Source organism: Caulobacter sp. GW821-FHT11E10, assembly GCF_058808375.1.
Window position 1 is genome coordinate 270,223 of record NZ_JBXARP010000007.1, and the last position, 23,108, is coordinate 293,330.

Consider the following 23,108-nt stretch of genomic DNA (forward strand, 5'->3'; position numbering starts at 1 on the left):
ATGGTCTCGTTCCCCTGAGCGTCATGAAGAGCGCCCGGGGAGAGTAGATGTCAGCGTCCAAAGTCGCCGCCAAAGGGCCGAGCCTGAAGATCGCGGTCATGGCCTCGGCCGGCGCGGCGGTCGAGTGGTACGACTTCTTCCTCTATGGGACGGCCGCGGCCCTGGTCTTTCCGCACCTGTTCTTCCCGGCGGACCTGCCGCCGCTCATCGCCCAGCTCGCCTCCTTCAGCACCTTCGCGGTCGGCTTCATCGCGAGGCCCCTAGGCGGAATGCTGTTCGGGCATTTCGGCGACATCCACGGACGCAAGCATGCGCTGGTCGTGGCCATGCTCCTCATGGGTCTGTCGACCACATTGATCGGCCTGTTGCCGAGCTACGCCAAGATCGGCGTCCTCGCGCCCCTATTGCTGGTCGCCCTGCGCTTCGCCCAAGGCCTCGCGGTGGGCGGACAATGGGGCGGGGCCGCGCTGCTGGCGATCGAGAGCGCGCCGGCGCATCGGCGCGGCTTCTACGGCAGTTTCGTCCAGGTCGGGGTGCCGCTGGGCGTCGTCCTGGCCAATTCGGTGTTCCTGCTCGTCAGCGCGCTCACCACCGACCTCGCCTTCATGGCCTGGGGTTGGCGGATCGGCTTCCTACTGAGCGTCGCCCTGATTTTCATCGGCCTGGCCATGCACTTCGGCGTCTCCGAGCCGGCGGTCGACAGTATTGTCGCGGAAACGCCGACGGTCGACGAACCGCGCCGCTCGCCGCTGCTGGAGGTGGTGCGAGGCCACTGGCGCGAGATCCTGCTCGCCGGCGGCGCCTTCGTCGCCAACAACACCTGCTTCTACGTCGCCATCACCTATGCGGTGGCCTACGGGACGAAGACGGTGGGGATCGATCGCAGCCTGCTGCTGTTCGCGGTCATGGCCGGCAGCCTGGTGATGATCCCCGTGCTGCTCGGCTGCGGCGCGGCGTCCGACCGGTTCGGCCGGCGCGGCATATTCCTGATCGGGGCCCTACTGTCGGGAGTGTGGGCCTTCGTGGTGTTCCCTCTGCTGGAGCTGGCCACGCCCACGGCCGTCGTGGTCGCCATCACTGTCCAGCTGCTGCTGGTCAGCATGATGTACGGGCCGCAGGCGGCGCTGTTCGCCGAGCTCTTCCCCAAGTCGGTGCGCTATTCCGGCGCGTCGCTGGGCTATCAGATCGGCTCGGTGGTGGGCGGCGGCTTCGCCCCGATCATCGCCACGGCGCTGTTCGCTCGCTACCAATCGAGCCTGCCGATCTCGATCTATCTTTCGGCGATGTGCGTGATTTCGTTCTTCAGTGTGGTGCTGCTCGGTCGCCGCATGCGGCGGAACCCGGTCGAATGAGCGGAGCATCGTCACCCATGACGGCATATCGAAGAGAGGCGATGCGATGATCGACACCAGCAAGCGGACTTTCCTCGGCGCGGGCGCATTGCTTTCGCTGGGTGGCGCGAACGTCGCCGCGCAACCCGTTTCCAAGGAAACCATAGAGGCGGATCTGCTCCGCTATGTCGGCTTCGGCGAGAAGCGCGCCGGCGGACCCGGCGATACGGCCTGTGGCGATTGGCTGGCGGGCGAGCTCGAGAAGTCGGGCTACGCGGTCGAGCGGCAATCGTTCTCGGCGCCGTTCTTCGACGCCAAGCGCGCCGAGCTGACCAGCAACGGCGCGACCGTCCCGATCTATCCTCAACCGATCGTCGTTCCGACCGGAGCCGCCGGCGTCTCCGGGCCGCTGGTGCGGGTCGATTCCGCCGGCCGATTCATCGGTTCGCTGGACGGCGCGATCGCCCTGGTGGACCTGCCCTTCGCACGCTGGTCCTCGATGCTGCCCAACGCCGTGCGCGGGCCGATCAACGCGGCGTTCGCCGCCGGCGCCAAGGCCGTCGTGGCCATTACCAACGGCCCGACGGGCAAGGTCATCGCCTTGAACGCCGATGGTCGAAAGCCGATGTTCCCCGGCCCCGTCGCGCTGCTGGCCCCCGAGAACGCGAGCGGCTTCCTGGCCGGCGCCTTCCAGCGCGCCGAGGCCCGCCTGACCATCGATGGCGAGGGCGGACGGCGACCGGCCTTCAACTTCGTCGGCCGGATTGATCGCGGCAAGGGCCGGTGGCTGGCCGTTTCGACCCCGCGATCGGGCTGGTTCACCTGCGCCGCCGAGCGTGGGCCCGGCGTGGCCGCCTGGCTCGATCTCGCCCGCTGGGCGCCGCGCGCCCTGCCCGATCACGATCTGGCCTTCGTCTGCAACACCGGACACGAGTACGAATATCTGGGCGCGGCCGAGGCGATGAAGGCCATCGCGCCACCGCCTTCGGTCGCCCGTTTCTGGCTGCATCTCGGGGCCAATGTCGCGGCGCGCGACTGGCATGAGATCCCCGGCCGCCCGACGCCCTTGCCCAGCGTCGACAGCCAGCGGTTCCTGTCGATTTCACCAGCGCTCCTGCCGCTGGCGCGGACCCTGTTCGCGGGGCAGGCCGGCTATGAGGCGCCGGTCTCGAGCGCGGTCCTGGCGGCCGGCGAGCTCGAAGAGGTGATCAAGGCCGGCTATGCGCCCGCGGCCGGCGTCTTCGGAATCCATCGCCACCACCACACCGCCGAGGACGATGCGCGGTGCCTCCACGCGCCCGCGACCATCGCCGCGGCCAAAGGCTTTCGCGAACTGCTCCAGGCCGTCGCCAAGAGTTCCTGAACGCGTCGCGGCGGCACGGCGCCCGCCACCGCGGCCGCTATTTGCAACTATACCTTAAGTTGATGATCCTGGATAAGAGTCGATCTGGCTCTCGCGCACCCGTGTCCACGGGTGAGCACGAAACATCCCTGGGCTGGATTTCTTTCCAATACAACTTGAAGGAACACGTTATCTGTATAGTGTTCGCGCCCGACGGGGCGACGAGAGGCTGGCGGCCATGACATCGAAGGCGAATTGGATCTCGGTCCAAAAATCGGCCCATGAACCCACATACAACCCTGGGTATTGTGACGGATTCGAACCCGCTCACGAAGCCTCGGGGGCGTTAGGTCCATAGAGACCACCGCGCCCAGCACCCTCCGCCATCTCCTTGAGTCGCTCCTTGGAACACTGGTGGGTCAGCTGGGCGCCTTGCAGGGTTCGATCCGCCTGGCCGATGGCGGCCTGACTGTCTCGCGATCGGCGCGCGGCTTTCGCCATGAGCGGCATGACCCTCCGACAATCGACGAGGGCTCGGTAGACCATGCGGTCAATGTCGCCGACTGGCTGGAAGGTCCCGCCCCCAGGTCGCCGCACGATCCGCCGGCGATTGCCGACTATGCTCTGCGATACGCTGGACGCGAGGTGGGCAGCCTGGCGATCAAGTGGCGCACGCGCGCCGACCACCGCCAAGCCGCCGGCGCCTGGATGAAGGACTTCGCGGCCCAGTGCGCGGCGATCGTCCAGCGCTATGACACCCAGGCCTGGACGGCCCGCCGGCTGGGCGAGCCGATGTTGCTGGTGGGACTGAGCGAGCCGGTCCGCGCGCTGGAGCGGTTCCTGGAGCGCGCCGCCGGCAGCGAGCTGCCGGTGCTGCTGACCGGTGAGTTCGGCGCGGAGATGCCGTTGCTGGCGGCGACCATCCATTGCCAGGGTCCGCGCCGCGACGCCCCCTTCGTCGAGGTCAACTGCGCTGAACCCGCCGTCTCACCGGACAGCTGGTTCGCCCGCGCGGACGGCGGGACCTTGTTCCTCAGCGGCGTCGACGACCTGTCGCCGCGCCAGCAGAGTCGCCTGCCCCTCTATATGCGCTCTCGCCTGGGCCAGTGGCTGACCCGACCCGACATGGCCGATGTGCGGATCATCGCCTCGACCACCCGCGACCTGGCGGCCCTGACCGAGGCCGGCTTCTTCTCGCGGCGGCTACTGTCCGAACTGGACGTGCTGACCGCCCGCGCGCCGTCCCTGCGAGACCGGGCCGGCGACATAGAATCCCTGATCCGTGCGGCTCTGGAGCAGCGCGGCTATCCGCCCGACGACAAGATCTCTCCGCAGCTGATCGCGGCCTGCCGGTCCTATGACTGGCCTGGCAACCGGGTGGAACTGGAGCGGGTGGTGGCGCGGCTGGCCGTGATGACCGACACCCGGCGGATCGAGCTCGATGACATCGCGCGCCACGCCGGCTGGATCCTGCGTCTTCAACCGGCGCCCGCCGCCGCGCCTCGCGAGGAGCCGAGCTTTTCCCCGTCCCACGTCGCGCCTTCGCCCGCGCCGCCTCCGCCGCTTGGAGCGACGGTCCGGAGCCCGACCAGCATCGACACGGCCGACGACTGGGTGGCCCGGGCCCTGCGGCTGGACCGGCCGGCGCTTTCCGATCTGCACGAGGCCTTGCAGAAGTCGCTGCTGCTGATGGGCGAGCGGTACGGCGATCCGCTGTCGTTGGAGGACCTGACCCGGCGGGTTCACGTCAGCCCCTCGCACCTCAGTTTCCTGTTCCGCACCGAGCTGCGGATCTCGTTCAAGCAACTCCTGCTGCGCATCCGCATCCACCAGGCCCGCGAAATCCTGGTGGCCGAGCCGCGTCGTCAGATCACGGACGTGGCCTTCGGCGTCGGCTTCGCCGATCTCAGCCACTTCGAGAAATCGTTCCGCAAGATCGTCGGTCGCTCGCCCCGAGAATTCCGCCGCCAGGCCGGCGACGTCGGGGGCGGTGGCTTGGAACGCGTCGGGCTCTAGGCGGCGACGACCTTCCACAAGCCCCATTCGCCGGCCTTGGTCGTCAGGTAAGGACTGTCCTTGGTCGGAGGCATGAGGCGCTGGAAAGGGTCGGCCAGCGGCGCTGTCGGCAGCTGACTGACGAAATAGACGAGGTCGCCCTCCTTGACCCCATCGCCGCGTTCGCGACTGCCCAACAGCCGGACCTGCCAGGCCGAGCCGTGGTTGCGGTCCCCGGAATAATAGACCCAGTTGTTGCCGTGCGAGGCGGTCATCAGGATCCAGCCGACATAGGAGTGCTCGGTCGTGGCGATCCGCAGCACCGACATGTTGGTGATCGGCGCCAACTCCTCGCCCCCGCCCGTGGCCCGGAAGGTGAAGGTGATCGCTTCGGCCGGCGAGGTGGTCAGGGTCGGATAGTAGTAGGTCGGGATCTTTCCCGAACCAGACTTGCCCATATAGACCGACCCCACGCGGTCCTGCCACATGTCGCCGACGTACTGCAGCTTGTAGGGCTTGTTGAAGAGCAGGTCGGCCCCGTTGGAGCGCTCCTCGGCGACGCTCAGCGGCCGCGCCGGATAGTTCAGCGCCGGAGGCGGCGGGCCGCCGTCCTGCGCCGGCTGGGTGATCAGCCCCTCGAACGTCGGCGCGTTCGCGACGCGTTCGCCCAGCATCCAGTTGACCGGCGGAACCTGACCCAGCTTGAGAATGGTCGCGATCATCGACGTGTGGTCGTAGACGGCGCCTTGCTCGGTCGACCGGAAGAGCACGTTCTTCGGGATCCTGGGCGAAACCAGTATGGTCGGCACCCGGACGCCCAGCTGATCGAACTTGAAGCCGAACTGGGTGCGCGTGTCGGGGTCGATGTCCTTCCGGTCGACGGGCGGATGCGGCAGCGGACAGGCTTGGTTCCCGGGCGGAGGGACCGCCGGGTTCGGCGGCGGGATCGGCGGTCCATTCCCCGGCTGCGGCGCTGGAAGCGCGCCGGGCGGAACGACGTGGTCGTAGGTGCCGCCGTTCTCGTCGAAGGTGATGATCAGCAGCGTCTGGTCCCAACTCTCCTTCTTGGCCGACAGCGCCTGGTAGACGTTCATGACGAAGTCTTCGCCGGTGGTCGTGTCCGAAACCGGGTGGAAGTCGTTTCCCACCCCGCGCGGCGGGGAGGTGGTCTTGGCGCGGACCCAGCCCTGACCGCCGCCCCACAGGGGCTCGATCCAGCTGACCGCCGGAAGCGAGCCGTTGCGGGCGTCCTGGTAGAACTGGCTCATCAGGTTGCCGGCGTCGAACTTTACGAAGTTCGAGTCGAACTGCTTGTCCTCAAGCAGCGGCAGCATGGTGCGCGTATATTGCCAGCTCGCCGTGCCCGTACCCATCCTCGGCGGCCATTCGGCCTGCCAATAGACCTTCCAGCTCAGATTGGCCTCTTGCAGGACCTCGAACATGCTGCGGGTCGAGATCGGCAGCGCGTCGGCATGGCTCTTGTATTCACCGGTCGTGATCTTGGCGACCGTCTTGACGAACGCCAGGCTCCAGTTGGGCGGATCGTAGAAGCTGTTGTTGACCATGCCCCGCGAGGTTCCCGCCATCGAGAAGGCCCGATTGGTGTTGGTCTGGCTGGGCACCGAGCAGAACCATTCGTCGGATACCGCGTAGGACCGGGCCAGACCGCTCAGGACAGGCATCTGCGGGGGCAGATAGGTGTCCAGAACCTCGTTGAGCTCGTCCGGCGCGAGATGCTTTCCGGCGTGGTGGAAGACATCCAGGTCGTAGTCGAGGAGATAGCCGGTCATCGGCGGCGGCAGCTGACCGTTGTTGCTGAGAATGTTCAGCAGGGCTTCTCGCTTCGCGCGATTGAACCAGATCTCCTCCGACTCAGCGACGCCCCACATCTGGTTCATGATGTGCGCGAAGCTCTCGCCCGTATTGTACGAGGGGGTCTTCGGCGAGCGCGCGCCGCCCCGGGGCCCGACCGGGTCGCCGCCGCCCGGGGGCATCGGGTTCTTGAGCGCCTGCACCTGCTGCGGCGTCAGAGTCGAGAGCCCGATGAACGGCCGCTCGTCGTCGTCGCGGGAAACCAGCGTGTAGGGTGCGTCCTGGTCTTCCGGAACAGCCGGATACAGCCAGCCCATGATGTGGTCGAAACCACGGTTCTCCAGCATCAGCACGACGACATGCTTGATCGCGGCGTCGGGCAGTTGGTCGCTCATGGGCATGGAGGGCCTCCGCCGCGCCGCCCCTGGGGACGGCGCCGCTGTAATCGGTTTGGACTAGTGGTCGGTGGCGGCCACGGCGGCGTTGGCCTTGGCCTCGGCCACGGCGGCGCGTTCCTGGGCGGCCGCCTGGCTGGCGACCGAGCGGAGCTCGGCGTTGTGAATGATGTCGTCGGTATGGGCCACCACGTGTTCGGAGTGGACGACCGCCCCCCCCATGTGGGCCGGCAGGAGCCCCGACTTATTGCCCTTCTTGCGCTTCATGATGCTTTCTCCAGTTCAGGTCCGTCGGAAAATTTGAAATCGTCGTCGGTCGCCTTGCGTCGGCGCTTCAACCGGAAGGAGGTCAGCGAGATGACCCCTTGGGGATCCAGCCTCAGCCAGGCCTCGCAGAGGTGCGAAGCGATCGGGAAGATGCAGGTGGCGCCGTCCTGGCCCATCAGCCCGCGGCTGATCTCGGCGCTGTCGAGCAGGTCCCGGGAGGCCTTCAGATAGCCCTTGAGATACTCGCGCGCGGCCTGTCCGGCCTGGCCGTGATAGTGGGTGTGGGCCACGACCTCGCGCACCCCGGCCGACAGCCTGGGGAAGCCCACGGCCTTGCCGGTGACGACCCACATCTTGACCGCCTGGGCGACCTCGGACGGCGCCACCAGCCCCGGCACCTGCGGACAGTCCAGCCCCCAGAACAGCAGCGGCAGCAAGGCGTGGATCGCGCTCTGGGCGTTCTTCAGCCGGTCATCCGCGCCGGTCTTGGCGTTCGGCTTGTTGGCCAGGTCCTTGTAGACGTGGAGATAGTCGATGAACTCCAGCGGCGTGCGCGCCTCGTCGGCGGCGAAGGCGGCGGCCTCGCGGTCGAGGTCGGTCAAGACCGGCGGCGAGTCGTCGGGGTCGATCCACGCCATCAGATCCAGCAGGGCCAGGCGGTCCGAGAAGCCCATGGCCTGGAACACGGGCTTGCCGGGGACGCCGAGGTCGGCCAGGAACGGCTCGACCTTGGCCATGTCCGTGCTGGTCCGCAGGTCGTGGTGATCGAGGATCCGCTGCGCCCGCGCGACCTCCTTGGGACCGGCCCGCGCCTTCTCGACGTCCTGCAGCACGGAGAGCTCCGAGCCCCCCATGGTCATCAGCTTCACGGGGCTGACCATCAGGCCGAGCGTGGGCAATAGGACGAACCGCGAACCGTGCAGACCCTGCTGGACGGCGTCCAGGAACGCGCTCTCATCGGAGAAGGCGTAGGGCGCGGTCCTGACCGTCATCGCCCAGTTGGTCCACTCGCGGCCGCCGTCGATGAAGCTCAGCGCCGCTCGCGCCTGGTCGGAGAAATTGTCCGCCGACTGAATGACCTGGTCACCGATGAAGAGGGTCATGGCCGCCTCACTCGGTGGGGAACTGGCTGATGATCTGCGTCGCGGCCGCGCCCACCTTGGCGTAGTCGTCGGTGGCGCTGGTCACCATCTGCTGGATCTCTTTCAAGGCGTCCACATACTGGCTGTTGCCCGTGGCTAGCAGCTGGGCGACGGCCACGCCGGCGGCGGTGGTCGCGATGGTCGAGATGTTGCGCAGCGCGTCGGTCGCGTCCTGGACGGCGATCGCGCTGGACTGGGCCACCGACTGGTAGGCCTTGCCCGCGCCGCTGCGGGTGATGCGATCCTCATAGAGGGTCGCTCTGTGAACCTGATTGATCAGGTCGACGACCTGGGGGTTCACCAACATCGGGTTCGCCATGGGATCTCCTTTGGGTCGCGGGCGCCGCAGCCATCGGGCCGAGCGGCGCTAGCGGGGCTAATGCGTGGGCGGCGCCGGTTGCGGCGGCGGTGGCGTGGGAGGCGCGGGCGGCGCCGGCGGAGCTGGCGGAGCGGTCGCCTGGTTGAGCGAGGCGAGCGCCTGCTTGGCCTCGGTCTCTTCCTGGGTTCCCGTCGTCACCCCGTTCAGGATCACGCTGATCGCCGCCTTGGCCCGGGCCAGCGCCTCGCTGACCCCGTTGGGAGAGGGCGGCGAGGGCGGCGGCGACGGCTGGATCGGCTGGATCCCCGGCGGCGTCGGCGGGGCCGGCGGGACGGGCGGCGAGGGCGCGCCGAACTGCGTCGGAACCTGCAGCATCCGCGCGCAGGCGGCCGTCACGGCGGCCGCGTTCACGGTGCCCGAGGCCTGCTGGCGCATGACCGCGTTGTGCATCGCCATGCCCAGCGTCTCGGCCATCACCGTGTCGAGCATGCCGAAGGCCTGCGAAGGCGCTTGGCCGCCGACCAGCAGGCTGGCGGTGGTGACCGAATCCACGATCTGGTCGTTCGTCGTGCCGTCGCTCATTTGCCGGTGGCTCCCTTGGTGACGATCAGGGTCAGGACCTGGACCAGGACCGCGTTGCCGATGATCTGGCCGTTCTGTTGCGCCGCGACCGCGTTGGTCATGGCGATGGAAATGCTGTTGGCCATGGCCTGATAGGTCATGCCCATGGCCACGGCGGGAGCGGGGCCGATGGTCAGCGCCTGGGCGCTGACCACGGCGTCGACGACGCGCGCCATGCCCTGTGTCGGCGTGGCCAAGCCCCCCTCCCTCTAGCCGCGCGTCAGCCGAAGATCCGCGCCGTGGCGACGCCCGTGGAGGCGGTGTCCACCGACAGCAGGGTCGCCACGCCCTGCGTGGTCGAGGCCTGCATGGTCACGTAGCTCTGCTGCTGATTGTTGGTGGCGTTATGGGCCGCGTTCGACAGCGCCTGGCTGGTGCTGATGAACAGGTTGCCCATCGCGATGGCCGGCGCGTCGCCCAGAACCTTGACGTTGGCCTGGGTCACGGCGTCGGTGATCTGGCTGTTGAGAGCCGTAGGGAAAGCCATGCTTTCGTTTCCTTCTCGGTTTGAAGCGAGGCGGGCCTGAACCCGCCGTCAGTCGTTCAGATCTGGGGTCGTTCAGATCTCGTGGTCACTTGAGGATCTGGCGGATCGCCCGGCCGTCCGAAGCTCCGCCCAGCGAGTAGAGCAGCGCGACGCCGGCGGTCGTGACCGCCTGGGCCGTGACGTACATCTGCTGCTGGGCGAACGTGGCGTTGTGGGCGGCGTTGGCGAGCGCCTGGGACGTGGCCTGATAGAGATTGCCCATGGCCAGGGCGGACGCCGAACCCAGCACCTCGACATTGGCCTGGGCCAAGGCGTCGGTGATCTGGCTGTTGACGGCGGTCGGAAAGGCCATCGGCGCACCCCTCGGGAAGCTTGGCTCGGATCGAGGCCGCTACGGCCCCGATCAGACGGGCTCAATCAGGCGTACGCCGTCAGGCCGACAGGATGTCCTTGGTGGCCATGCCGGTGGACGCCGTATCGAGCGAGTACAGCGTCGCCACGCCCATGGTCGTGGCGGCCTGGGCCGTCACGTAGCTCTGCTGCTGGGCGTTGGTGGCGTTGTGGGCCGCATTGGCCAGCGCCTGGGCGGTGGCCTGGTACAGGTTCCCCATCGCCACGGCCGGGGCGTCGCCCAGGACCTTGACGTTGGCCTGGGTCACGGCGTCGGTGATCTGGCTATTGACGGCTGTCGGGAAGGCCATGCTGTTTTCCTTTTTTCGAGAGGTGGATGAACCGGAAGTCCAGGCCGCCGAATGACGACCTCAGGACGGGGAAGGCGCGCCGACCAGGGTCAGCGGAGCATGCTGGGGGTCGCGCCGAGGATCGCCGCGGTGGCCTTGCCGTCGGCGGCCGTGTCCAGCGAGTACAGCGTCGCCACCCCCATCGTGGTGGCCGCCTGACCCGTCACGTAGCTCTGCGACTGGGCGTTCGCGGCGTTGTGCGCCGCGTTGGCCAGCGCCTGGGCCGTGGCCTGGTAGAGGCTGCCGATCGCCATGGCCGGGGCGTCGCCCAGAACCTTGACGTTGGCCTGGGTCACCGAGTCGGTGATCTGGTCGTTTACAGCGGTGGGGAAAGCCATCGGTGCTCCTGTGGTCTGGCTCGCCAGGCGATCGAACCGGTCGCGGGGCGTGGGGTCTTCACAGGAAGGAGGCTAGGCAGGTTCAAAGAACCATGATTGGCGAGACGCGCCAAAAAACACGCCAGGAGCGTGAATGATAAATCGCTAAATCGTGAGTTAAGCCGACTCGGCGTCGTTTTCGCCGTATCGCGAACCGAAACACCGTCTGATCGACGCTGGCGGCCGCGCGGAAGATGGGGCGGGCGGAAGGGCGAACGCGCGCTGATCCGCGATCCGGGCCACACGTACGATAACACGCCACGGTCCCGGATGATCCGCGACGGTTGCTTAGGCTTCGTAAACAACGGGGGAGAAAATGGCGCGCCCGGAACGATTCGAACGTCCGACCCTCAGATTCGTAGAATGTAGTAGGGCCTTCTCCAGCGCCCTCTAGAGCCACATTACTTGCCTCCGCAAGCGTTGTATGTCATTGTAATTATGATGATTTTCGCGATCTAGCGTACATTAGCGTACATGGACCTCGAGAAACTCACACGGAGCACTTCCCCCGACTAAACCCCGACTAAAATTCTGGGTCTGAACATGGCGTCCGAACAGCTTCTTCTCACAGACAAGGCGATCGCCCGACTCCCCTACGCCGAGACAGGGCAGTATCTCGTCCGCGACACGGAGCTGTCCGGCTTCCTGCTCAAGGTCGGCAAGCGCCGAAAAACCTTCATGGCGGAGGGCGAGCACTGGAAGCACGGCGTTCGCGAGTTTCGTGCTCAGGCCAAGCTGGGCGAGTTCGGCGAGCTCTCTAGCCGCGACGCTCGCAACAAGGCCAAAGACTTTCTCGGCCAGATCGCGCGGGGCGAAAAACCTGGCGGGGAAGCGAAGTCCAAGAGCGGACCGGTCACCTTACGGACGGCTTGGCAGAACTATCTTGATCGCCATTTGCTCCGTAAGGGACGCGATCCCGGAACGATCGCCAACTACCGCGACCATATCGAGCGACTGATGGCGGATTGGCTTGACCGACCGCTCGCTCGCCTGGGCGAAACGCCGTCGATGGTCGTCGAGCGCCACGAGCGGATCAGCGAGCTGAACGGACCCTACATCGCCAACGGCGCCATGCGCAGCTTGCGAGCGATCTACAATCACGCCCTCAAGACCAACCCCGCGTTGCCCGGCGTGAACCCTGTCAAAGCGATCGACTGGAACGTCGAGGTCCGTCGCGACACCGGCATGGGGGACCAGGACTTGGTGGGCTGGCTGCGCCAGGCGCACGCCCTGGAGAGCCCCATACGCCGCGAGTATCATCTGCTCGTCCTGCTTTCCGGCTCGCGCCCAACCGCGCTCAAAAAGGTCCGGATTGAGCACATCGATCTCCGCAAGAGGATCCTGCATGTGCCGCGCCCGAAGGGAGGCGCGAAGAAGGCCTTCGATATCCCCTTGTCGCGAGCGATGATGCGGTGCGTGATCCGGGCGATGCGTTGGGGCCGAATGCTGCATCCCGAGCAGGCCGAGTTCTGGCTCTTCCCGGCGGACAGCGCGAGCGGCCACATCGTTGAGCACAAAGAAAAGCGGATCGTTCTGTCCAAGTGGGGCAATGACCTGCGCCAGACCTTCCGGACGGTCGCGCAGATCGCCGAGGTTTCCGAGCTAGACGCCCACCTGCTGATGAACCACTCCCTGCCCGGCGTGAACACGGGCTACATCACTCGCGACCGGCTGCTCTCGGGCCACCTGCGCAAACAGCAGGAGCGAATTTCCCAGGTCGTGTGCCAGAGCGCAGCCAAGTCCGGTCCGGATATCCAGCTCTGGATCGCGGGCTTCGCCAAGCAGTCAGTGGTTTGGGAACGCACAGGTTCGGTCACCGCGGGGATGCGAATAGCGGCCTAGGCCCGGGCAACGGTGGAGAGTCTCAATGGACGGGGGCCGCTCGCTCCGCTGAACGTCCGCGATTAGAGTAGGCGAGGCCTCGCGCCCATATGGGTGTCCAAGGCAAAGGCCGTTGGTATCGGCTCAGACTGTTGAAGATACTTCATCAACATTGCCACGGGCCGCCATAACGGGCCAGTCTACGGCATGCCGCTCAGCCGAACCGATCTTGCAGACTTCAGCTACTTCCTGGCATTGGCTCGGCACCGCAACTTCCGCCGGGCGGGGCTGGAGCTGGGCGTCAGCGCCTCGGCGCTCAGCCACTCGCTAAAGGGTCTCGAAGCCCGGCTCGGGGTTCGCCTGCTCAACCGCACCAACCGTAGCGTCACCTTGACCGCGGCGGGCGAGCACCTGCAGGCGTCGATCCTGGGCCCCTTCGAGGCGATCGAGACGGCGGCGGATACGCTCAACCGGTTTCGCGCCGAACCAGCAGGGCGGATCCGGCTCAACGTTCTCGAACACGCCGGCACGCTGCTGCTGGCCCCGGTGTTGCCGCTTTTTGTCGAGCGCTATCCGGACATCGCCATCGACGTCGTGATCGCCAACCACTTGGTGGATGTGGTCGCGGCCGGCGCCGACGCTGGCATCCGCTACGGCGGCACCGTGCCGGAGGACATGGTCGCCCAGCGCCTGTCGGCCGACATCCGCTGGGTGGTGGTTGGCTCGCCCGGTTACCTGGCTCGGTTCGACGCGCCCCAGCATCCCTCGGACCTAACGCGGCATCGTTGCCTGCGCATCCGGCTGGGCGACGACAGCATCTACCACTGGGAGTTCGAGCGCGGCGATGAGGCGCTGGCGGTGGACGTTCCTGGCCAGGTCACGATCGACGACACCGCCTTCGCCATCGATCTGGTCAAGGGCGGGGCGGCGCTGGCCTATCTGCCCGAGCCGTGCGTCGCCGCGGAGGTCGCTCGGGGAACGTTGCGGACGGTGCTCGGCGACTGGGCTTCGAACGGACCCGGCTTCTACATCTACTACCCAGGCCGCCGGCAGCTGCCGACCGGGCTGCGCCTGCTGATCGACCTTATCCGAGAGGAGCGCCCGCTCGGCCTCTGACTGGCTGGCGATGATGAGCGGGGCTCAACGCCGCGATAAACGGGTGGCGGCTATTGCGCCTCCCCCCAGCCCCTATCTTGCTGGCCATGGAAACCGCCGCCAGCCTGAACCTCGACACCGTCTCAACCCGCTCTGACACCGTGCCGGCCGACCGCAGCCGCTGGAGCGCGGTCCTGGCGCTTACGCTGTGCGTGGCCACCTTGATCGCCTCGGAGTTCATGCCGGTCAGCCTGCTGACCCCAATCGCCGCGGACCTGCGGCTGACTGAGGGCATGGCTGGCCAGGCCATCGCCGTATCTGGCCTGTTCGCCGTGCTCACAAGTCTGTCGATCGGCCGGGTCGCGCGGCTGGACCGACGGCTCGTGCTGCTCGGGCTGACTGGCGTCATGGTGATTTCGGGACTTCTGGTGGCCTTGGCGCCCAACGCGCCGCTCTTCATGGTCGGCCGCGCCCTGGTCGGCGTCGTCATCGGCGGCTTCTGGTCGCTGTCGGCGGCGACCGTCATGCGCCTGGTCCGGCACGACGAGGTCCCTCGCGCCCTGGCCCTGGTCAACGGCGGCAACGCCGTGGCCACCCTGGTCGCCGCGCCGCTGGGCGCATTCCTCGGGCAGTTCATCGGCTGGCGCGGCGCCTTCTTCCTGGTCGTGCCGCTCGCGGCTGTGACCTTTGCCTGGCAATGGCTCGCCCTGCCGAAGATGCCGTCATCATTCGGCGCGACGCCGAGCGTCGTCGGCGTCCTGCGCCGGCCTTATGCCAAGGCGGGGATGGTGGCGATGGGCCTGCTGTTCGCGGGCCAGTTCGCGCTCTTCACCTATCTGCGCCCTTTCCTCGAAGGCGTCACCCGGCTTGGCGCCTCGCCGCTCTCGCTGGCCTTGTTGCTGATGGGCCTGGCCGGGCTGGCCGGCACGGCCGTGATCGGGCGCCTCGTGGCCGCGAGCCTGAGAGCGGTGCTCCTCGTCGCGCCGCTGCTGATGGCCGTGATCTCCCTTGGCCTGATCGTCGTCGGCCCAAGCGCCTTGCCGACGATGGCCATGCTGATCGGGTGGGGCTTCGTGGGCACGGCCCTGCCCGTGGCCTGGTGGACCTGGCTGGCGCGAACCCTTCCCGACGACGCCGACGCGGGCGGCGGCCTCATGGTCGCGGTGATCCAGCTGGCGATCACGGCCGGCGCGGCATGCGGCGGACTGCTGTTCGACGCCGGCGGCCACCGCGCGACCTTCCTCATCAGCGCCCTTCTGCTCTGCGCCTCGGCGGGGTTCGCCGCCCTCAGCGTCCCGCGCCGTCTCGCCAGACTCTGACCCCACGGAGATTTTCATGCAAAGCCCAGACAATCTTCCGGCCCTCGCGCGCCCATCGGCGCTGGACCGTCGACTTCTCCTCCAGGGGGTCGGCGCGAGCGTCGCCGCCCTCGCCGCCGCCTCGCTTATCCCCGCATCCGCAAAGGCTCAGGACATGACCCACGGCGCAGACAACTTCTACAAGAGCGATCGCGTGACCCTCCAACCGGTCACCTTCAAGACTCAGTACCAGACGACAGTCGCAGGCAACCTCATCACGCCCAAGGGCCTCGCCCCGGGCGCCAAGGCCCCGGCGCTGGTCGTCGGCCATCCGATGGGCGCGGTGAAGGAGCAGAGCGCGACGCTCTACGCCACCAAGATGGCCGAGCAGGGCTTCGTGACCCTGGCCATCGACCTGCCGTTCTGGGGCGGGAGCCAGGGGGAGCCGCGCAACGCGGTCGCGCCGGACCTCTATGCCGAGGCGTTCAGCGCCGCGGTGGATTTCCTGGGCACGCGGCCCTTCATCGACCGCGAGCGCATTGGCGGCATCGGCGTGTGCGGCAGTGGCAGCTTCATCCTCAGCGCGGCCAAGATCGACCCACGCCTGAAGGCGGTCGCCACCGTCAGCATGTACGACATGGGCGCGGCCAATCGCGATGGGCTGAACCACACCGTTTCGATCGAGCAGCGCAAGCAGATGATCGCCGCGGCGGCCCAGAAGCGCTGGGCTGAGTTCGAAGGCGGGACGGTCGAGGTCGCCGGCGGCACGACCCTGCAGCTGACGGCCGACACCGATCCCATCCAGCGTGAGTTCTACGACTTCTACCGCACCCCGCGCGGCGAGGTGACGCCGCCCGGCGCGTCGCGCGAGCGCACCACCAAGCCGACGGTGACGAGCAACATCAAGTTCATGAACTTCTATCCGTTCAACGACCTTGAAACGATCTCGCCGCGCCCCTTGCTGTTCATCAGCGGCGACCAGGCCCACTCCAAGGAGTTCAGCGCCGAAGCGTACCGTCGCGCCGCCGAGCCGAAGGAGCTTGTCTGGGTGGCGGGCGCGGGTCACGTCGACCTCTACGACCGCGTGGACATGATCCCGTTCGCCAAGCTGACCCGCTTCTTCCGGCAACACCTGGCCGCCTAGGGCGACCGGTCCTCAATCCAGGGAGACCCGCCATGCGTCGCACCGTCCTGGCCGCCGCCAGCCTCGCCCTCGTCTCAATGGGACACGCCATGGCGCAAGAGCGCATCCAGATCTTGTCGCCGTGGGGCGAGGTCACCGCCACCCTGACCGACAACGCCGCCGCGCGCGCTTTCGCGCGGCGGTTGCCGATGACGATCGAGATGCGCGACCACCTGAGGCAGGAGAAGACGGGGACTTTGCCTGCACCGCTGCCGCAGGCCCCACGTAAGTTGGATTTCGAGCCCGGCACGCTCGGCTTGTGGGGCTCGGACGACTTAGTGATTTACTACCGCCGGGGCCGCGTGCCCCAGCCCGGCATCGTCGTCCTTGGCAAGGTGGCCGGCGATGTTTCGATCTTCGATCGACCAGGACCGCTGAAGATCCAGGTGTACCGTGCCGAGCGCGGTCCCCAAGAGTGAACGGGTCCAGGCTCTGGCTTGCTTGTTTTGCAGCCAGTGGTGGGGAGCTGCCATATCGAACCGCTGACCCCGTAATTGGTCCGGTGCTGTCGGCGCCCATTCCACTAGCTCAGCATCATGCCCAAAGTCCCCGGCTTGTTGGCGTCTTGAAGATCGCGGGCGCTGCTTGATGTTCCGGCGCGGCAAGTACCGCTGATGGGCTCCAACGCGGAGGGTAATATTCAAGGCCGCCCAGCCGGCTTCGCCCACTCTGAGATCGCGCTATGCAAGGATTTGCAAATGTCGATCGAAGTCAACAAGAGCGTCATTTCCCGCTACTACGATCTCGTCAACCAAGGGGCGCTCGACGCTCTGGTCGAGCTGGTCGATACATCTTGTCGATCACCAAACGACGGCCAATTCGACGTCTGCGAACTCCAACGCTATCTGGGCGGCCTTCGCTCGGCCTTTCCGGACATGATCTGGCGCCCGTTGGACATGATGGCTGAAGGTAGTCGGGTTATGGTTCTGGCTCAGATCACGGGAACCCACCTTAATCCTCTGGGCGACTTGCCGCCCACTGGAACCAGGATCGCGTTTGAAGCCCTGCAGGCCTATCGCGTTAGCGCCGGTAAGCTCTGCGAACATTGGCGGATCGAGCCGGTCGCATAGACGATCAGGATGCGGAGCCCCACCCTCTGCCTCACTAAAGCACCGCCGAACCTGTCAAATCGACGCTGAGCGTCCAAGCGCCATCGCCGCTGAAATGAGACTGTGGAGACGTCCTCAAGGACGGGTCCTCCTCCCCCAAAACCCAGGACCCGCCGCCCTCCTCACACCGCCTCAACCCCGAGGAGGGCGGCCATCCTTGTGGTTTCGCACACCGCCGCGATTGAGTTTGGCGAGAACCTCGTGCGCCGCTCGCAGATCGGCCGTGGCGTGCCCTTCGCTGAACCCTTCGACGATCGGGGCCAGAAGCGCCTCGGCCTCATCGGCCAGGCCCTGACTGTTCCAGAGCCGCGCCAGGCTGTTGGCGGCGCGCAACTCCCAACCGGTCGCGCGATGACGACGGCTCAGGTTGAGCGCACGCTTGAAGCTTGTTTCGGCGCCATCATGGTCGCCCTGACCCAGGAGGCGCTCGCCTTCGGCTCGGAAAACCTCCGGCGCGCACCAGCCCACCAGACCCGCCTCAACGCGAGCCAGGACACCCGGCGTAATGAACACCGCGGCGAAGGTCGCCATGGCGTCCGCCTGCTTGGCGTCTTGGGGCGGCGCCACAGCGACGCCGGTCTGGCGCCAACGCAGCACTTCCTCGAAGCGCTGGGCCCAGCTGCGCCAATAGTTGGCCTGACCCGCGCTGGACAAGTCCAGGAGGCGGTCGATGTGGGTCTGGGCTCGGGCCTCGTCCCCCCGCCACAGGGCGACCGGCGCGGCGGCCAAGGCCAGTGCATGGCACATGGCGATGCCCAGGTCGGCGGCGGCATGGCTGATCGCCGCCTCGACCATCTCCTCGGCCTGGTCCGGATGCCCCTGGATCCACAGGATCCGGGCCATGATGATGCGCATCGAGACTTGCCGGCTCACGCCCGGCATCGACATCGACAGGGGAATGGAGCGCTGCGGATAGTTGATGACCCGCTCGGCCAGGATCCGCGCCCGATCGTGACGCCCGAGAAAGTGCTGGGCCTGGGCCGAGGTCCTATCGCCCAGCAGGGTGATGAAGGGTTCGGACGAGACCTTGGCCACCATGCTCAGACGGTTGCTGAACTCGGCGGCGGCCGGGTAGTCGGCCTTGCCGAAGGCGCAGGACCAGACCCCCAGAAGGGTCGACGCCTGCTCGCTGGCGATGCCGACCCGCTCGGCCAATTCGTGAGCCTTGGAGAAGGCGGCCGTCGCTTCGGCTCCGGTGCCCCAGGTCAGCTGGGCGAGGTTTGCATAGGCGGTGTTGAGGCGCATCTGCAGGATCGGGCTACGCCGCCAGCCATCGCTGACGTCTAGCGCCAGCTTCACGCGCCCGCGGAACTCCGCGGTCAGAGACAGCTGCACCGCCAAGGGAACGGCCGCGGCCGTCAACGCCACCCCGAGCGGGCGGTCACCAATGCCCATGCACCAGTCGATGGCTGACCTTAGATCGTGGATGACATAGCCGTAGCGCTCCACCCACTGACGCTGACCAAGCTCATCCCAATCACCTTCGGCGCGTTTGAGGATTTCGTGGCAGACCTCGGCATGGCGACGACGGACAAGCGCGTAGTCATTTTCGCTCTGGAGACCGGAAAGGGCGAAGTCCCGCACAGCGGCGTGAAGTCGATAGAGCAGGACGCCGTCGACGATATCGCGGGTGACCAGGTGCATCCCCGCCAGCCGTCCCATGACGGCGCCCAGGTCCGAGACCCCGCAAATCTGAGCCATGGACTGGGCGGCTGCGAGGCTGATGAAACCGTTGAAGCTGGCGAGTTGGCGCAGAAAGGCGGCTTCGGATTCATCAAGCGCCGACAATGCCCATCCAAGGACGACATCGAGGCCCAGCCCGTCCTTGCCGTAGGCTGGAATGCGGGAAGCCAGCGCATCGACGTGCTCGGGCGATGCGGCGGCGACAAGCTCTATGGCGAGCGGCGCGCCGGCCAAGGCCTCGACCAGACGGCCGTAGGGATAGAAGTCCATGTCCGACAGATCGGGCGCCATCAGGCGTTCGATCCGTCGCTGTTTCATGAGCGCTGCGGCGGGCGATGCGTCGCCCGTCTCGACGGAAAGACCCTGGAGGCGATAGACGCGCTCGTCGGGGGCCCCCAAAGGTCGCGGCGCGCTTGTGAGGCAACGCACGCCAGGACAAGCCTCCAGCAAGCGGTCGGCGAATGACGGCGCCGCCTCGGCGATTCCCGCGCAGTCGTCGAGCACGAGAAGAAACTGCTTGTCGCGCAGATGGGCCAAGATGCTGGGGGACGGGTCCTCCGAGAGACTGCCGACACCCAGGGCCATAGCCACCGCGTTCGCCAGTCCGTCCGGTGATTTGACGACTCCGAGGTCGACGAAGCACGCCCCGTCGACGAAGCGCGCGCTGGTACTTTCTGCGGCCGCGACGGCGACGGCGCTCTTTCCCACGCCGGGCGCCCCGACCACGGTCACGAAGCGCGCCTGATCCAGCAGTTCGGCGATGTTGCGGATGTCTTCGTCGCGCCCCACCAGACGGTCACCGGGTCCTGGCAGGTTGTTCCTGGTCTTCACCACCCGCAGCGACGGGGTCGACGGCACGCTCTGTCGGCTCACTAACGCGCCAAAGCAGTAGCCCGTCGAGCGTCGGGTGATGTAGGCGCGCCCGCTGGGATCGAGACCCAGGCGCCGGCACAGGATCCGGACATAGGCCTCGATCATTTCCGCGCCGCCATCGCCGGCGCGACCAGAGTAGACGATCAACTCATCCGGCGTGACCTGCTCGCCCGCGCGCTCGACCAGCGCCGCAAGGATGGCGAAGATCGCCTCGCCGAGGTGAACCGGATTGTCCCCTTCGCGCAGGGTCTTGGCGGAGCGCCGAAGGCTGAACGGGCCAAAATTGAGCGCATCCTCAACCGCGGCGCCGGGTCTTGTCGTCATCATCGACCTGTCCGCCTCATGCCGCCACACGGAGCGTCTCGAGCAACGACTTGGCGGCCAGGATGTCGGCGGTCGAGAACCCTTCGGTGAACTGATCGCAGATCGGGGCCAGCATCTGCAGTCCCTCCTTGCCACGACCGTCCTGCGCCCAGAGGCGCGCCAGGCTCGTCGCCGCGCGAAGACGCCAAGATAGCGCGCCCTGCCGGGTGGCTAGGTCCAGAGCACGCTCGAAATAGCCTTCGGCGATACGGCGGGCGTCGCTGCCGCCGCTGACTAGGGCGATCTGCCCTTCGGCGCGTAGGATTTCCGGAGCGCACCATCCCACAACACCGCGCTCAACCCGTTCCAACGATTCGGCGCTCGCATATCGCCAGTCCAGAGCGCCCAAGCCGTCGAGCTGCTTTGCGCCCAGCAGGTGGCTGTTGACGTGCAGCCGGCTGTCCTGCGGATCGGCCTTGAGAGTGTGGAGAATGGCTTCGGCCCAGCTAGCCCAATACTCCGTCCCCGAAGCGCGCGCGTGATGGCGAAGGCGTTCGGTCAGTTGCAGGGCCAGCTCCATGTCGCCGCGCCAGATGGCGATCGGGCACGCCGCAAGCGCCAGGGTTTGCGACAGCGCCAGGGAAAGATCGGACGCGGAGAGTTCGATAGCCTCGAGCGCCATCGCCATGGCCTGATCCGCTAACCCCTCGATCCAGAGGATCCGCGACAGGATGATCCGCATGGACACCTTGCGGTTCAACTGCATCGGACTGCCGACCGGAAGGCGGATGCCCTGGGTCGGATGGTTGAGGACGCGCTCGGCGTAGGTCCGACCTCGCGTGTGGTCCCCGAGGAAGTGGCTGGCCTGGGCGATCTGCCGGTCGGAGGTCAGCTGCAGCATGGGATCTGAGCTGGCGCGACCGAGCATGCCCAGATGTTCGGCCGCCTTCAGCGCCGCTGGGTAGTCGCCCAGGCTGAAAGCCCATTGGAAGAGATCGAGCGTGGCCGATTTGTCGTGGTTGGGATCGTTCAGGGTCTCCGAAAGGCTCACGGTCTTGGCGTAGGCCGAGGTGATCATCGAGCCCGAACCAGACTCATGGAAGGACACCGTGCCCAGGAACGTGTTGAGCTGGACCTCGGCAATGGGAAGGGGAAACGGCAGGCGCTCAAGTTCGACGATCGCTCGGTTCACCCGCCCGCGAAACTCGCGCATCAGGGATAGCTGGCAGGCCAGAGGCACGGAGGCGGCGGTGAGTTCGATCCCCGTGACCGCGTCGCCGCCGGCCGAGAAAGCCCAGTCGATGCCGGCGCGGATATCGTCGATCCAGGGCGCGTACTCGGCCATCCAGTCGTCGCGCAGCTGCTCAGGCCAACCGCGTTCGGCGCGGCCGAGGATGTCCAGGCAGAGCGCGGCATGCCGCCGTCGAACATCGTCCCCCTCGCCCTGCGCCTCCAGCTTGGCGGCCGCATACGCACGGGTCATATCGAGCAGACGATACACCGCCCCGCCGCCCGTTTCGGCGGCCACCAGCGACTTGGCCCGCAGGCTCTGCAGGGTCTCCATGACCGCGCCGTCGAATGGATCGGTCCCGCAGACCATGGCGGCGGCGCGGGCGGTGAACCTTCCTGAGAAGACCGAGAGTCTACGCAGCAGGTCCTGTTCGGCCGCGTCCAGTCGTTCGTAGCTCCAATCGAGCATCGCCGTCAGGGTGCGGTGTCGCGGTTGGGCCGAGCGCCTGATCTGAGTGAGAGTCAAAAGCCGCTGGTCCAGTTCCGCGGCCAAGCCGGTCACCCCCAGCTGGCCGATCCGCGCGGCGGCCAACTCGATCGCCAGGGGAATGCCGTCCAGCCGGCGACACAGTACGCTGACGACGGGCGCTTCGGCGGCCGACAGCACGAAGGCGTCGTCGCCGGCCTGGGCCCGTTCGACAAAGAGCTCGACCGCAGCAAATTGCAGCGCATCGTCTGGACCGATGAAATCGCTCGATGGCGGTGTCTGAAGGGGCGGCAGGTGATGGACGGTTTCGCCGTCGGCGCCGAGCGCTTCGCGCCCCGTCGCCAGAACATCGACGTGCGGTGTGCCACGCAGAATTTCCTCCACGATCGCCGCGACCGTCTCCACCACGTGTTCGCAGTTATCGACCAGGAGCAGCATCTGCTTGCCCGCCAAGGCCCGGGCCAGCCCCTCGCTGGACTCTCCGGTCGCGGTGTTGAGGCCAAGGGTGGCGGCGAACGCGCTGACCACCGCTTCGGGGTGGGCGACCGGCGCCAGGTCGATGAGATGGACGCCATCGGCGTAGCGCGGCACGATCTGGTGCGCCACGGCGACGGCGACGGTCGTCTTGCCTATGCCGCCAGGACCGCAGATCGTCACCAAACGACGATCGCGCAACTGACTGGCCAGGGCGTCGACGGCCGCGCTCCGGCCGATCATTCGCGGCAGAGCCGGTGGAATTCTGGCGCCTCCCGCCGAAATCGGGGCCGGCGTCGGGTCCGAAACCGGGGCGGCGCGTTCGGCGACGGGGGCGACGAAGCAATAGCCCCGACCTGGGATATTGGCGATGTAGCGGGCGCCGTCTTGGCCATCGCCGATGGCCTTGCGCAACGTGGCGATATGGGCCCGCAGGGTGGCTTCCTCGACATAATGGCCAGGCCACGCGGCGGCCATCAGCTCTTCCTTGCTGACGACGTCGCCGGCGCGGCTCACCAGGTGCGTGAGGATGTCCAGGGCCCGGCCGCCGAGCCGCACCGCGCCGCCGCCCTCGAACAGCGCCTTCTGGGCGACGGAAAGTCGATAAGGGCCAAAGCAGTGCTCCTGGCCGCCTTCCGAAAGCATGGCCAGCTCCGTTTGACAGTCGGCCAACTATGCCTGTGTCGCACCCTGGCGCAACGGTGGCGGAGGCTATGAGGGCCTG

At 67.1% G+C, this 23,108-nt stretch carries 21 protein-coding genes; 9 read left to right on the plus strand and 12 right to left on the minus strand.

All coding sequences use genetic code 11. The annotated features are described in order from the left end of the window. Positions 1–47 precede the first annotated feature (47 nt). The 3 genes from AC1RRV_RS16795 (at position 48) to AC1RRV_RS16805 (ending at position 4,689) form a co-directional block, all read left to right on the plus strand. The gene (locus tag AC1RRV_RS16795; RefSeq protein WP_492860788.1) at positions 48–1,352 is read left to right on the plus strand and encodes an MFS transporter; all 1,305 of its coding nucleotides are present in this window, start codon (positions 48–50) and stop codon (positions 1,350–1,352) included. 46 nt (positions 1,353–1,398) lie between these two features. Then, a complete protein-coding gene (locus AC1RRV_RS16800; RefSeq protein WP_492860789.1) occupies positions 1,399–2,694 on the plus strand; it encodes a hypothetical protein in 1,296 nt (431 codons plus the stop codon). A gap of 393 nt (positions 2,695–3,087) precedes the next feature. After that, positions 3,088–4,689 carry a helix-turn-helix domain-containing protein gene (locus AC1RRV_RS16805; RefSeq protein WP_492860790.1) on the plus strand — a complete coding sequence of 534 codons (1,602 nt, stop codon included), beginning with the start codon at positions 3,088–3,090 and terminating at the stop codon, positions 4,687–4,689. Here AC1RRV_RS16805 and AC1RRV_RS16810 read toward each other — a convergent pair. The 10 genes from AC1RRV_RS16810 to AC1RRV_RS16855 form a co-directional block, all read right to left on the minus strand. Beyond that, the gene (locus AC1RRV_RS16810) at positions 4,686–6,875 is read right to left on the minus strand and encodes an alkaline phosphatase family protein (protein ID WP_492860791.1); all 2,190 of its coding nucleotides are present in this window, start codon (positions 6,873–6,875) and stop codon (positions 4,686–4,688) included. The two genes, AC1RRV_RS16805 and AC1RRV_RS16810, sit on opposite strands and share 4 nt — an antisense overlap. A 60-nt stretch (positions 6,876–6,935) precedes the next feature. Then, on the minus strand, positions 6,936–7,142 hold the full coding sequence (locus AC1RRV_RS16815; RefSeq protein WP_492860792.1) for a hypothetical protein: 207 nt from the start codon (positions 7,140–7,142) through the stop codon (positions 6,936–6,938). After that, a complete protein-coding gene (locus tag AC1RRV_RS16820) occupies positions 7,139–8,245 on the minus strand; it encodes a hypothetical protein (RefSeq protein ID WP_492860793.1) in 1,107 nt (368 codons plus the stop codon). The genes AC1RRV_RS16815 and AC1RRV_RS16820 overlap by 4 nt, the downstream gene beginning before the upstream one ends. 7 nt (positions 8,246–8,252) lie before the next feature. Beyond that, positions 8,253–8,603 (minus strand): hypothetical protein, encoded by a 351-nt coding sequence (locus AC1RRV_RS16825; protein ID WP_492860794.1) that lies wholly within the window; start codon positions 8,601–8,603, stop codon positions 8,253–8,255. Positions 8,604–8,660: 57 nt separating this feature from the next. Then, positions 8,661–9,185: a RebB family R body protein gene (locus AC1RRV_RS16830; protein ID WP_492860795.1), complete on the minus strand. Its 525-nt coding sequence runs from the start codon at positions 9,183–9,185 to the stop codon at positions 8,661–8,663. Further along, the gene (locus tag AC1RRV_RS16835) at positions 9,182–9,421 is read right to left on the minus strand and encodes a RebB family R body protein (protein WP_492860796.1); all 240 of its coding nucleotides are present in this window, start codon (positions 9,419–9,421) and stop codon (positions 9,182–9,184) included. The genes AC1RRV_RS16830 and AC1RRV_RS16835 overlap by 4 nt, the downstream gene beginning before the upstream one ends. A gap of 23 nt (positions 9,422–9,444) precedes the next feature. Next, a complete protein-coding gene (locus tag AC1RRV_RS16840) occupies positions 9,445–9,711 on the minus strand; it encodes a RebB family R body protein (protein WP_492860797.1) in 267 nt (88 codons plus the stop codon). An 85-nt stretch (positions 9,712–9,796) separates the two neighbouring features. Next, positions 9,797–10,063, minus strand: coding sequence for a RebB family R body protein (locus tag AC1RRV_RS16845; protein WP_492860798.1), 267 nt, complete (start codon positions 10,061–10,063; stop codon positions 9,797–9,799). A 79-nt stretch (positions 10,064–10,142) separates the two neighbouring features. Continuing rightward, entirely contained in the window at positions 10,143–10,412 is a 270-nt protein-coding gene (locus tag AC1RRV_RS16850) for a RebB family R body protein (RefSeq protein ID WP_492860799.1), read from the minus strand. Between the two features lie 89 nt (positions 10,413–10,501). Then, positions 10,502–10,789 (minus strand): RebB family R body protein, encoded by a 288-nt coding sequence (locus tag AC1RRV_RS16855; RefSeq protein ID WP_492860800.1) that lies wholly within the window; start codon positions 10,787–10,789, stop codon positions 10,502–10,504. A gap of 582 nt (positions 10,790–11,371) precedes the next feature. Between AC1RRV_RS16855 and AC1RRV_RS16860 the strand changes: the two genes are divergently transcribed. The 6 genes from AC1RRV_RS16860 to AC1RRV_RS16885 all read left to right on the plus strand — a co-directional run bounded on the left by AC1RRV_RS16860 (position 11,372) and on the right by AC1RRV_RS16885 (position 17,295). Further along, positions 11,372–12,670 (plus strand): integrase arm-type DNA-binding domain-containing protein, encoded by a 1,299-nt coding sequence (locus AC1RRV_RS16860; protein WP_492855627.1) that lies wholly within the window; start codon positions 11,372–11,374, stop codon positions 12,668–12,670. Positions 12,671–12,856: 186 nt separating this feature from the next. After that, positions 12,857–13,765 carry a LysR family transcriptional regulator gene (locus AC1RRV_RS16865; protein ID WP_492855628.1) on the plus strand — a complete coding sequence of 303 codons (909 nt, stop codon included), beginning with the start codon at positions 12,857–12,859 and terminating at the stop codon, positions 13,763–13,765. A gap of 86 nt (positions 13,766–13,851) precedes the next feature. After that, a complete protein-coding gene (locus AC1RRV_RS16870) occupies positions 13,852–15,063 on the plus strand; it encodes an MFS transporter (RefSeq protein WP_492855629.1) in 1,212 nt (403 codons plus the stop codon). Positions 15,064–15,217: 154 nt separating this feature from the next. Further along, on the plus strand, positions 15,218–16,186 hold the full coding sequence (locus AC1RRV_RS16875) for an alpha/beta hydrolase (RefSeq protein WP_492860801.1): 969 nt from the start codon (positions 15,218–15,220) through the stop codon (positions 16,184–16,186). A 32-nt stretch (positions 16,187–16,218) separates the two neighbouring features. After that, positions 16,219–16,644, plus strand: a complete 426-nt coding sequence (locus AC1RRV_RS16880) for a cyclophilin-like fold protein (protein ID WP_492855632.1) — start codon at positions 16,219–16,221, stop codon at positions 16,642–16,644. A gap of 279 nt (positions 16,645–16,923) precedes the next feature. Next, a complete protein-coding gene (locus tag AC1RRV_RS16885) occupies positions 16,924–17,295 on the plus strand; it encodes an ester cyclase (RefSeq protein ID WP_492860802.1) in 372 nt (123 codons plus the stop codon). A gap of 171 nt (positions 17,296–17,466) precedes the next feature. Here the strand turns inward: AC1RRV_RS16885 and AC1RRV_RS16890 are convergent, their stop codons facing one another. Together AC1RRV_RS16890 and AC1RRV_RS16895 are read right to left on the minus strand one after the other, a co-directional pair. Next, positions 17,467–20,349, minus strand: coding sequence for an ATP-binding protein (locus AC1RRV_RS16890; protein ID WP_492860803.1), 2,883 nt, complete (start codon positions 20,347–20,349; stop codon positions 17,467–17,469). Then, entirely contained in the window at positions 20,231–22,942 is a 2,712-nt protein-coding gene (locus AC1RRV_RS16895; protein WP_492860804.1) for an ATP-binding protein, read from the minus strand. The genes AC1RRV_RS16890 and AC1RRV_RS16895 overlap by 119 nt, the downstream gene beginning before the upstream one ends. Positions 22,943–23,108 lie beyond the last annotated feature (166 nt).